This is a genomic window from Acetobacterium sp. K1/6 (assembly GCF_034438075.1).
Lineage (GTDB): Bacteria > Bacillota > Clostridia > Eubacteriales > Eubacteriaceae > Acetobacterium > Acetobacterium carbinolicum.
Window position 1 is genome coordinate 15086 of record NZ_JAXQGA010000019.1, and the last position, 12038, is coordinate 27123.

The following is a 12038-nucleotide window of genomic DNA, read 5'->3' on the forward strand; positions in this document are numbered from 1 at the left end:
TTCTAAAAAAGAAAGATAAGAGGTACAAAGATGAGATATGATACGATTATCGTGGGGGCTGGTCCAGCTGGTTTAGCCGCTGGAATATATGCAGCTCGGGGAACGCTAAAGGTGCTGATTATGGAAAAAGCCGGCATTGGTGGACAGATTGCGACCAGTTGGGAGATTGAAAATTATCCCGGTTCACCACCAGACAGCACGGGCCCAGGTCTTACTGAGCGGATGCGTCAGCAATGTGAGGAATTTGGGGTTGAATTTGCTACTAAGACTTACTTAAGATCGCATCAAACAGAAGCCGGTTTTATCGTTGAAACCGATTCTGGCAGTATCGAGACCCAGACCATTATCATGGCTACCGGGGCAGAACCCAAGCCAATCGGTTGCAAAGGTGAACGGGAATTACGGGGGATGGGCGTTTCCTATTGTGCTACCTGTGATGCTAATTTTTTTAAAGGCTTAAAGGTGGCGGTGATTGGTGGCGGCGATACGGCTTTGGAAGAAGCCTTGTACTTAACGAAATTTGCTGCAGAAATTATCATTATCCATCGGCGCGATGAACTCCGGGGAGCCAAAATTCTCCAGCAGCGCATTCGTGAAAATGAAAAAATTTCATTGCTGCTCGATTCAGTGGTGGAGGAAATAAAAGGGAATGGTCAAGTTGAAGGCATTGTTGTTAAGAATGTAAAAACCGATGAATTGACTGACGTTTCACTTGACGGCGTTTTTGTATTTGCAGGTCAAAAACCAAATTCAGAGGCATTTGTCGGCTTGTTGGAACGCGATGCCAGAGACTATCTGATTACGGATGATGAAATGCGCACCAACATCCCAGGGATTTTTGCAGCCGGGGATGTCAGGCGTAAATCGCTGCGCCAGGTGGTCACGGCTACGGCTGATGGCGCTATTGCGGCAGTAAATGTGATCAAATACATTGAAGAACCTAAGTAGACTGTGATATGATTAGGACTAACGAAAGTTAGTCTTTTTTTGATTAAAATAATTTATAAAAACAGTCAGGTGAAAAATGAATATCAAATTTGATTTAAATATAACCCAAACTCAAAAACTCGTTATGACCCAGGAGATGCGTCAATCCATTGAAATTCTTCAGCTGACAGCCATGGAACTAAAGGGCTTAATCGAAACTGAAATCATGGAAAACCCGGTACTGGAATTTAATGAGGTGTCCATTAAAGAAGTGGTGCCCGTTAATGAGGATGGGGGACCGCTAAAGGGTGAAGTCGTTCAGGAAAAACCGCCGAAAGAAGAGATTCAATGGGAGGAGTATTTCCATAGCATGGAAAACGCGGACTATCGGGGCCAGACGCAATTAAGCACCGTGCCCGATGATGAGTATGGTTTTGAAAAATTCACATCCCAGGAAAAAACCTTAAATGAGTATCTTCATTTTCAATTTAAGATGCTAAAGAAAAGTCTTAGTGAACAGGAAAAACGCATTGGCGAATACTTGATTGACTGTATTGATGATAACGGTTATCTCATCATTGATATGGACTATATCACCAGTGTTTTAGAAGCTCAGGAAGTGAGCATTAAGAAAATGATTGGCATCATCCAGGGCTTTGATCCGTGTGGGGTGGGATGTCGCACGATTGAAGAATGTCTGCTGATTCAACTGCGCCAAATGGGATATGACGATGATGAAGTGTATCTGGACATTGTTAGAAACCATTTGATGGATTTAGCCAATAATCAATTTAAGCGGATCACCCAGGAAACGGGCTTAGCAATTGAAGACGTTTATGACTTTAAAGAGGTGTTAAAATCACTCGAGCCCAAACCCGGTCGGGAGTTTTCCAGTTCGGAACGGGTTTCCTACGTGATCCCGGATGGGAGTATTGAAATTGTAAATGGTGAGCTGGTGGTGAAAGTTAATGATGTGTCGGCCCCCCGGCTGCGCATCAATAATTATTATAAAGGGTTGCTAAAGACGCCAGACAAAAACGATGAAACCAAGCTGTATCTGGAAAAAAAGCTTGATAGTGCAGCATTTCTGATTCGCAGCATTGAGCAGCGACGCGATACCGTTAAAAAGGTTATTAACGCTGTCGCCCTGTCCCAGTCGAGTTTCTTTTTTGAGGGTGTTGGTGATCTGCGGCCTTTAACGCTTAAAACAATCGCTGAGATGATTGATGTTCACGAGTCCACGGTCAGTCGGGCGATCCGGGGAAAATATATTCAAACCCCCAAGGGCACCTTTGCACTGAAGTTTTTCTTTAAACGAGGATATTCTCAGGGTGAAGAAGATCGCTCTTCGGATGCCATTAAACGGCTCATTTCGGAATTGATTGAAAAGGAAGATAAGAAAAAACCGCTCAGTGATCAAAAAATTTCAGAATTATTACAACAGAAAAATTTGGATGTGGCCAGGCGAACCGTTGCCAAATATCGGGAAGCGCTTATGATAAAGCCTTCGTCAAAGCGAAAAGAATATCGGTAGACCATCTACAAATCTTCACCAAATACCGGCACATCCTGAAAATAGGACGAGGATTTTCTTTTAGATTTTGGTCTTTTTTAACTTGTTTTTAAATTTAAAATGGGGTATAATGAATTTGTCCCAGCGGGACAAAAGCGAGCATGTATCCGAAAGAAGGGTGATTCTGTGTCAAATCAATTAAAAATCAGTAAGGAAGTCATTGAACTTCAACAGCTTGTCGCACCGGAAGTGAATCGTCTCATTGAAATGCGTTACAATATTTTGTCAACCATCAGCAGTGAGCAGCCTATCGGACGGAGAAATCTTGCATTTGTTCTGGATATGAGTGAACGTCAGGTTCGTAATGAAATCGATTTTTTTCAGGCTCAAAAGCTGGTTTCGGTGGAACGCCAGGGGGTTGTTATCACCGATGCCGGAACAGCAGCGCTGATTCAGTTAAAAAGCTTGCTCTACACCTATAACGGGCTGGAACAACTGGAGAAAGAACTGATGGATCGGCTCCATCTCAAACGGGTGATCATTTGCCCCGGCGATATGGATATGAACTATGAAGTACTGCGATTTATGGGACGCTCCGGCGCAAAATATGTGTTGTCGGTAATGAAATATAAGGATACCCTGGCATTAACTGGCGGGAGCTGTACTGCAGCCGTAGCCGATGAAATGCGAGAAGCTTTTTATCCCGATGTTTATGTCATTCCGGCCCGCGGCGGGATCGGCAAAAGCCATTCCACCCAGGCAAATAACGTGGTGGCCGAAATGGGACTAAAACTGCATTCAAACTATGAGCTTCTCCACCTGCCGGATAATATCGATCAACGATTATTAGAAGCATTAAAAGATTATCCGGAGATAAAAAGGGTATTCAATAAAATGGACAACATCGATATTTTCATTTTTGGATTGGGACGAGCCGATGTATTGGCCGACTGGCGTAATCTGGCAACGGCCGAAAAACGCAAAATACTGGAACGGGGAGCTGTGGCAGAAGCTTTTGGTCACTACTTTGACATAAACGGTCAGGTCATTTCGCCATCTTCCACTATTGGCATTGGTATCGACAATTTTAAAAAAATACCGCATGTCATTGCGGTAGCCGGTGGGGTTACGAAGGCTGAATCGATTATTGCAGTTAGTCGAATTCGTGAAAATATTGTGCTGATCACCGATGAAAGTGCCGCCAGAGAGATTTTGAAAAAATTGCAAACCATGTCAGAAGCAAAATGAATCGCATCTGACTGAGTATAAATTGAGTAAACATTATTTTAAGGAGGCAGATAATATGTCTGTAAAAGTAGCAATTAATGGTTTTGGAAGAATTGGTCGTTTAGCATTCAGATTAATGGCAGATAACAAAGCATTTGACGTTGTCGCTATCAATGATTTAACCGACGCAAAAACCTTAGCGTACCTGTTAAAATATGATAGTGCCCAGGGTAAATTTAAGCAAGATAGCATTGAAGTTAAAGATGATGGCATCGTGGTTGACGGAAAAGCAATCAAAATTTACTCTGAAAGAGACCCTGAAAACTTACCTTGGGGAAGTGTTGGAGTGGATGTTGTCATCGAATGTACCGGTTTCTTTACCGATAAAGACGGTGCTGGTAAACACATCAAAGCCGGTGCAAAAAAAGTTATTGTCTCAGCGCCCGCCAAAGGTGATGTTAAAACGATCGTGTTTAATGTCAACGAAAATATCTTAGATGGCACTGAAACGGTCATCAGTGGCGCTTCCTGCACGACAAACTGTTTAGCGCCAGTGGCTAAAGTACTTAACGACAGCTTTGGTTTAGTCAGCGGTTTAATGACTACAGTTCATGCTTACACCAATGACCAGGCAACTCTGGATGCACCTCATAAAGATCTACGACGCGGTCGTACTGCTGCTGCAAACATTGTTCCCACTTCCACTGGTGCTGCTGCCGCAGTCGGCAAGGTGCTACCAGCTCTTAACGGCAAACTGGACGGATTTGCGCTTCGGGTACCAGTTATTACAGGCTCACTTGTTGATTTAACCTGTGTGTTGGAAAAAGACGTTACCGCCGATGAAATTAATGCCGCACTTAAAGCAGCTGCCAACGAATCACTGGGTTACAACGAAGAACAAATTGTTTCTACCGACATCATCGGCATGTCCTTCGGATCATTGTTTGATGCAACCTTAACCCGAGTGATGAATGTTGAAGGCGGAAAACAACAGGTAAAAGTCATTGCCTGGTACGATAACGAAATGTCTTACACGGCTCAACTGGTTCGTTTAGCTGAGTTTGTTGCCACTAAATTTTAATCGACCTAAGCACGATTAAAGTAGCTCATTAAATTTAAATAATACAAATCAAAAAACTTTTCAGAAGCTTTTGCAAAACCCTTGCAACTGCTTCTGAAATTGTTTATAAAGTAAATATTCAAGCGAAGCTGATTAGGTAAAAGATGAAGTAGTACCGACCAATTGTTAATCTGTTGTATGCTGCAGACTCGGACAGGCTATCGCCGTGTCCGCTCTGATGCATACAACATGATGTAACAATTGTCGGTACGATAATATACCGAAATCTTATGGAAATGCGAAAATTATAAACCGAGAGGATAAAAATATGAGTAAAAAAACAGTATCTGATCTTGATTTAAAAGGAAAAAAAGTTTTAATGCGGGCCGATTTTAATGTGCCCTTAGATGAAAACGGCGTCATTACCGATGAAACAAGGATAACCGCCGCATTACCCACAATTAATTATATTTTAGAGCAGGGGGGATCACTGATTTTAATGTCCCATATGGGCCGGCCTAAAAATCAGCCAAACCCAAAATATTCACTGGAACCCGTTGCCAGGAAACTGTCTGAATTACTTAAAAAAGAAGTGATTTTTAATGATGATGGGGCCGTGACCGGATCACTAACCGTTGCGGCAGCGGCCGGTCTTAAACCAGGTGAGGTACTCTTGCTTCAAAATACCCGGTTCCGCGGAGAAGAAGAAAAAAATGACCAGGGATTTTCAAAAGAACTGGCACAGTTAGGCGATGTTTTTGTCAATGATGCCTTTGGAACGGCTCACCGTGCTCATGCTTCAACCGTTGGCGTTGCCGAATTCTTACCCGGCGTATCAGGCTTTCTGATTCAAAAAGAACTGGATTTTATGGGAAAAGCCCTGGAAAAACCAGAACGTCCCTTTGTGGCAATCTTGGGTGGATCAAAGGTTTCGGATAAGATTGGTGTGATTAACAACCTGTTAGAAAAGGTGGATACCTTAATCATTGGCGGTGGAATGGCCTTTACCTTCCTGAAAGCTCAAGGGTATGAAATTGGAAAATCACTATTGGAAGAAGATAAAATGGAGCTGGCCAAGGAACTAGTAGCCAAAGCGAAGGCCAAAGGGGTTAACCTTTTATTACCAGTGGATGTAGTTGCTGCAAAAACTTTTGCCGCCGATGCCTCTTTTGAGGTGGTCGATATTAATGCGATCCCGGCAGATTCATTGGGACTCGATATTGGACCCGTTTCGGCAGCAACTTTTTCAAAAGCAATTCTGGAAGCTAAAACAGTGATCTGGAATGGCCCCATGGGCGTATTTGAAATGCCAGCCTTTGCCAAAGGAACAGAAGCGGTCGCTAAAGCGATGTCAGAGTCAAAAGCCATTACCATTATTGGTGGTGGAGACTCGGCCGCAGCGGTTAAAATTCTTGGCTATGAAGCAGGGATGAGCCACATTTCCACCGGTGGTGGCGCTTCACTGGAATTCCTGGAAGGAAAAAAACTGCCAGGTATTGAAATCTTACAGGATAAATAGAAGGAGAAGATGATGCGAAAACCAATTATTGCGGGAAACTGGAAAATGAATAATGATATTTTTGAGACAGAAAAACTGATGAATACGCTGTTGCCATTGGTAGCTGGGGCAGAAGCCGAAGTGGTTTTTTGTCCTACCTATTTGGGTCTGCAAAAAGCCGTGGAAATGGCCAAAGATTCGAACGTTGGCATCGGGGCTCAGAATATGCACTTTGAAAAAAACGGTGCTTTTACCGGCGAGATATCCGGGGAAATGCTACAAGCTATCGGTGTAAATTATGTTCTGATTGGTCACTCGGAAAGACGGGAATACTTTAATGAAACCGACGAAGTCGTCAACAAAAAAGCCATCAAAGCTTTGGCACTGGGAATTACCCCGATTGTCTGCTGCGGTGAAACCCTGGAAGAACGGGAAAGCGGAAAAGCTGAAGCCAAGGTTGTTGCGCAGATGGAAGCGGGATTAAAGGGCATTGGTGATATTACCAAGGTCGTTGTTGCCTATGAACCGATCTGGGCCATCGGCACCGGTAAAACAGCCAGCAAAGAAGAAGCTAACGAAGCCTGCGGCTGGGTTCGTCAAACGATCGCTAAAATGTTCGGCGAAGATGCGGCCCAAAAAGTCCGGATTCAATACGGCGGTTCAGTCAACCCGGAAAATATCAAAGATCTGATGGCCATGGACAACATCGACGGCGCCCTGGTCGGCGGTGCAGCTCTGAAACCAACGTTCTCGGAGATTGTGAAGTTCTAATTCAATTCTCATTTCAAAAGTAAAGCGAAAAAAGATATAGTGAGTACCGACAATTGTTATATCATGTTGTCTGCATCGGAGCGAACAACAGATTAACAATTGGTCGGTACGGTACTCACGACAACCTAAAATATTTGGACTGAAAGGTGTGATCAAATGAATAAAAATTTAACTGCCCTGATTATTCTGGATGGCTACGGCTTTACCAGATGTACTGAGGGTAATGCCGTTCTACAGGCCCAAACACCGTTTCTTGATGCCATCTCCCAGGACGCGCCTCATACCCTTATTACCGCCAGTGGCCTTGGCGTTGGTCTGCCAGAAGGTCAGATGGGTAATTCTGAGGTTGGCCATTTAAACCTGGGGGCCGGTCGCGTCGTCTATCAGGAACTGACCCGAATTACCAAATCCATCGAAGATGGCGACTTTTTTACCAACGAAGCCTTTCTTGCCGGCATCAATGCCGCCAAACAAAAAGGCGGAGCCTTGCACCTGATAGGCTTATTGTCCGATGGTGGGGTTCACAGTCATGAATGCCATCTTTACGCATTACTGAACCTGGCTAAAAAACAAGGCTTAAAACGGGTCTACGTTCACTGCCTGATGGATGGTCGGGATACGGCCCCAAACAGCGGCATCGACCATATCAAAGCACTGGAAGCTAAAATGGCTCAATTAGGGGTGGGCGAAATCGCCACCATCATGGGTCGTTACTACGCAATGGATCGCGATAACCGCTGGGATCGGGTCGAAAGAGCCTATGATGCGATGACCGCTGGAGCCGGCAATCATGCCGCATCGGCAAGGGATGTCATGGTCGAAACCTATGCAAATAGAATTACCGATGAATTCGTGCTGCCAACCATCATCGACACGGTTGATGACAGCACCATTAAATCCCAGGATACCATCATTTTCTTTAATTTCAGACCCGATCGGGCCCGGGAATTAACGCGAGCATTTATCGATCCGGATTTCAATTTGTTTATTCGCAAAACGGATTTTCTGGATTTGAATTTTGTCACGATGACTCAGTATGATAAATCGTTTGAAACGGTATCCGTTGCTTATAAGCCAGTAACCATTAGGAATACCCTCGGTGAATATCTTAGTAATCTGGGGATTCCCCAGCTGCGCATTGCGGAAACAGAAAAGTATGCTCATGTAACTTATTTCTTTAATGGTGGACTGGAAAAACAGTATCCCCTGGAAGATCGGATTCTGATCCCTTCACCACTTGTGGCAACCTATGATATGCAACCGGAGATGAGTGCTTACGAGGTAGCCAATAAAGCTGTTGAAGCGATAGAAAGCGATAAGTATCAGTTGATGATCCTCAATTTTGCCAATGCCGATATGGTTGGGCATACCGGTATTTTAGAAGCCGCCGAAAAAGCGGTCGAAGTGGTCGACGCCTGTGCCCAAAAAGTCATTGCGACCATTCTGGCAAAAGGCGGCAAGGTGATTGTCACCGCTGATCATGGTAATGCTGAAAAGATGATTGATTACGAAACACACATGCCTTTTACTGCTCACACATCAAACCAGGTTAAGTGTATTCTTCTTGGTGATGGCAATGTGACCCTGCGAGATGATGGACGGCTAGCTGATGTTGCGCCGACCCTACTCGATTTGATGGGACTGCCGGTACCAGTAGAAATGACTGGAAAAACACTGATTAAGGCAGAATAAAGTAAAAATAGCAAAGCTGTGAGCGTTTACATAGGAAAAGTCTCGACTGAGACTTTTTTTATGATTGAAAATGTTTTTTGGGTATGATATTATAACGTGCACGATTATTTACGGAGGTGATACTTATGAAAGAAGCTTTACTGGTCGTATTACTGATTTCCAGCCTGGTTTTGATTGCCGCGATACTTCTATCGCCGGGAAAAACAGCAGGAATGTCAGGAGCCATCGCAGGTGGTGCTGAGACCTTATTTGGAAAGAAAAAAGCCAAGGGATTTGAAGGCGTACTCGAAAGAGCAACCAAAATCTCAGGGGTGTTATTCATGTTGTCGGCATTCGTTTATTCAATCGTATCATAACAGGCATCTGAATTAGAGAGGTGCAAAAACTTACAGGGGGAAATTGAAAATGGAATTATTGTTTCTGGCTCCAGCTATTGGAGTCGTGGCGTTGCTTGTTGCGCTTGTTTTTGCAAAACGCGTAACTGCAGTTGACGCCGGTACCGACAGAATGAAAGAGATCGCGGGATATATCCACGAGGGTGCGATGGCATTCTTAAAACGCGAGTATCGAATGATCGCAATTTTTGTGGCCGTTTTATTTGTTATTTTAACCGTTACACCGGGGTTAGGGTTAACTACCGCGATATGTTTCCTGGTCGGCGCTATTTTTTCTATTCTGGCGGGATTCTTTGGGATGCAGGTTGCCACCAAAGCTAACGTTAGAACTGCTAATGCAGCCAAAACCAGCGGGATGAACAAAGCCCTTTCAGTAGCTTTTTCCGGCGGTGCCGTAATGGGTATGTGTGTTGTCGGTCTGGGCTTACTGGGCGTCAGTATCTTATATCTGTTGTTTGGTGATGTGAAAATTGTAACCGGGTTTGGTTTGGGTGCATCTTCAATTGCACTGTTTGGCCGAGTTGGTGGTGGTATTTACACCAAAGCTGCCGATGTTGGTGCTGACCTTGTAGGTAAGGTTGAAGCCGGTATTCCGGAAGATGATCCCCGTAATCCCGCTGTTATCGCTGATAACGTTGGTGATAATGTTGGTGACGTTGCTGGTATGGGTTCGGATTTATTCGAGTCTTATGTTGGTTCAATCATCTCTGCGATTACCTTGGGTGCACTAGCCCTTGATGGTTACAATGGGATCTTATTCCCGATGCTTTTGGCAGCAACTGGTATTTTTGCTTCAATTATCGGATCGTTCTTTGTCCGTGGTAAAGAAGGTGGAAATCCACAACGGGCTCTGGATATGGGTACCTATGTCAGTGGGATTTTAGTCGTTATTGCTTCTTACTTCTTATCAAACTACTTTACTGGCGGATATGCAGCATTTATTGCTATTGTTGCCGGTTTGGCAGTTGGTATTGTTATTGGTAAATTAACGGAATATTATACATCAGAACATTACAAACCGGTTCAACACATTGCTCAGCAATCAGAAACCGGAGCCGCTACCACCATTATTAGTGGTTTGGCAGTGGGGATGAAATCGACCATGTTCCCAATTTTAGCGATGGCAGTAGCCATTTTTGTTGCTTATACAGCATTCGGACTTTTTGGTATTGCCTTAGCAGCCGTTGGAATGCTCTCCACCTGTGGAATGACCATTGCTGTGGATGCTTACGGCCCCATTGCCGATAATGCCGGCGGGATTGCCGAAATGGCAGAACTGCCGAAAGAAGTGCGTGAAATCACAGACAAGCTGGATGCTGTTGGGAACACCACCGCAGCCATCGGTAAAGGTTTTGCCATTGGTTCAGCAGCCTTAACGGCGTTAGCCCTGTTTGCTTCTTATGCTCAAACAGTGGGACTAGCCAGTATTGATATTTTAAATCCAAATGTTATCATTGGTTTGTTTATTGGTGGAATGTTGCCATTCTTGTTCTCAGCCTTAACCATGGAAGCGGTTGGTTCAGCAGCCAATGAAATGATTGAAGAAGTACGACGTCAATTCCGTGAATTCCCAGGAATTATGGCGGGTACCGAAAAACCGGATTATGCCAAATGTGTTGATATTTCAACCGCTGCGGCACTTCGACAAATGATCGTACCAGGTATAATGGCAGTTGTGGCTCCTCTCGCCATGGGTCTGATTCTTGGGGCAGATGCTTTGGGTGGACTTTTAGCCGGGGCTCTGGTTACGGGGGTATTAATGGCGATCTTTATGGCCAATGCCGGCGGTGCCTGGGATAATGCCAAGAAATTTATCGAAGGTGGCGCTCACGGCGGAAAAGGCAGTGATGCCCATAAAGCGGCTGTTGTTGGCGATACCGTTGGGGATCCATTTAAGGATACCTCAGGCCCTTCAATTAATATCTTAATCAAACTGATGACCATTGTATCATTGGTATTTGCACCACTATTCTTAATCTAATAAAGTTTTATCATCTTCATTTCACTTATAAAAGATCTGAATGCAGTCCTGCATTCAGGTCTTTTTTGTCGTTACGGACAGGTTAAGTCAGAAGGATTTGGGTATGCAGTATAGCATAAGTACAGGGGCGGTTTTTGTTGCGTCAACAATATTTTTTCAAAAATGACACAAAAGAATTGTTCTCAAGACCCGCGCCAGCTTAAATAAATCTGAAGAAAGCAAAAATGCGCTTTAAATTATATAAACCGATTGACTAAATAATGTTTTTGGAATATAATTTATATAAAAGGAGTGATGATATGATAAAAAGCGTATACAGTTTAATGCTATTTGATGAAATAGTTGAGAAGATAGACCAGATTGCCTATGAGAACAATACCAACCGCTCCCAATTGATCAATGATATTTTAGCAGAAAAAATCGGGCTGGTGACGCCGGAGCAGAAAATACAAAAAATTCTGGAACAACTGGACGAAAATTTCAGTGACACGCTGTCAGTGAGTCAGATCAATAAAAATTCCAGTATTCAATTCGGCAAAAGCCTGAAATATAAGTATCGACCCAAGGTGCGGTACAGTTACGAATTTATCAGCAGCAAACGGGGAAAATATGCGGTATTAAAAATCAGTTCCCGGACCAGGTCTGAAAATCTGAATGATCATTTTGATGAATTTTTCAAGCTGATTGCCGGTATTGAAAAAGCACAACGAGTTGATCATCGAGATTTAGCAGAAAACTTGACCAATCATAAATTTGTTCGAGCCTTTGAAGATGAGGGTGAGTTGACCCAGGACATCGAGACTGTCACCGATAATCTGACGCGCTATTTAAAAATGATTGATCGGGCAATGAATGTTTATTTCTCAAAAGTCGATGAAGCTGAAGCAAAAGATCTACTTAGCATCCTGGAAACCATTTACCGGGAGGATTACAAAAAAAACAACCACGATTAGTTGCGAGCTTAAGGCTGGCAC

At 43.8% G+C, this 12038-nt stretch carries 10 protein-coding genes; all 10 read left to right on the forward strand.

Annotated features, from left to right (window positions below; genetic code table 11):
• Window positions 1–30: 30 nt before the first annotated feature.
• Window positions 31–948, forward strand: a complete 918-nt coding sequence (trxB, locus tag U2P91_RS14450) for a thioredoxin-disulfide reductase (RefSeq protein ID WP_322519877.1) — start codon at window positions 31–33, stop codon at window positions 946–948.
• Window positions 949–1024: 76 nt separating this feature from the next.
• On the forward strand, window positions 1025–2461 hold the full coding sequence (rpoN, locus tag U2P91_RS14455) for an RNA polymerase factor sigma-54 (protein WP_111887599.1): 1437 nt from the start codon (window positions 1025–1027) through the stop codon (window positions 2459–2461).
• A gap of 165 nt (window positions 2462–2626) precedes the next feature.
• On the forward strand, window positions 2627–3688 hold the full coding sequence (locus tag U2P91_RS14460) for a sugar-binding transcriptional regulator (RefSeq protein WP_111887598.1): 1062 nt from the start codon (window positions 2627–2629) through the stop codon (window positions 3686–3688).
• Between the two features lie 55 nt (window positions 3689–3743).
• Window positions 3744–4748, forward strand: coding sequence for a type I glyceraldehyde-3-phosphate dehydrogenase (gap, locus tag U2P91_RS14465; protein WP_322519878.1), 1005 nt, complete (start codon window positions 3744–3746; stop codon window positions 4746–4748).
• Window positions 4749–5055: 307 nt separating this feature from the next.
• Complete coding sequence (locus tag U2P91_RS14470; RefSeq protein ID WP_322519879.1) at window positions 5056–6246, forward strand: phosphoglycerate kinase; 1191 nt, start codon at window positions 5056–5058, stop codon at window positions 6244–6246.
• 12 nt (window positions 6247–6258) lie between these two features.
• Window positions 6259–6996 (forward strand): triose-phosphate isomerase, encoded by a 738-nt coding sequence (tpiA, locus tag U2P91_RS14475; protein WP_322519898.1) that lies wholly within the window; start codon window positions 6259–6261, stop codon window positions 6994–6996.
• 156 nt (window positions 6997–7152) lie between these two features.
• Window positions 7153–8688, forward strand: coding sequence for a 2,3-bisphosphoglycerate-independent phosphoglycerate mutase (gpmI, locus tag U2P91_RS14480; protein ID WP_111887594.1), 1536 nt, complete (start codon window positions 7153–7155; stop codon window positions 8686–8688).
• 125 nt (window positions 8689–8813) lie between these two features.
• The gene (gene secG, locus U2P91_RS14485) at window positions 8814–9044 is read left to right on the forward strand and encodes a preprotein translocase subunit SecG (RefSeq protein WP_111887593.1); all 231 of its coding nucleotides are present in this window, start codon (window positions 8814–8816) and stop codon (window positions 9042–9044) included.
• 49 nt (window positions 9045–9093) lie between these two features.
• A complete protein-coding gene (locus U2P91_RS14490) occupies window positions 9094–11064 on the forward strand; it encodes a sodium-translocating pyrophosphatase (RefSeq protein WP_322519880.1) in 1971 nt (656 codons plus the stop codon).
• 299 nt (window positions 11065–11363) lie between these two features.
• The gene (locus U2P91_RS14495) at window positions 11364–12017 is read left to right on the forward strand and encodes a hypothetical protein (protein WP_111887591.1); all 654 of its coding nucleotides are present in this window, start codon (window positions 11364–11366) and stop codon (window positions 12015–12017) included.
• The last annotated feature ends 21 nt before the right edge of the window (window positions 12018–12038 follow it).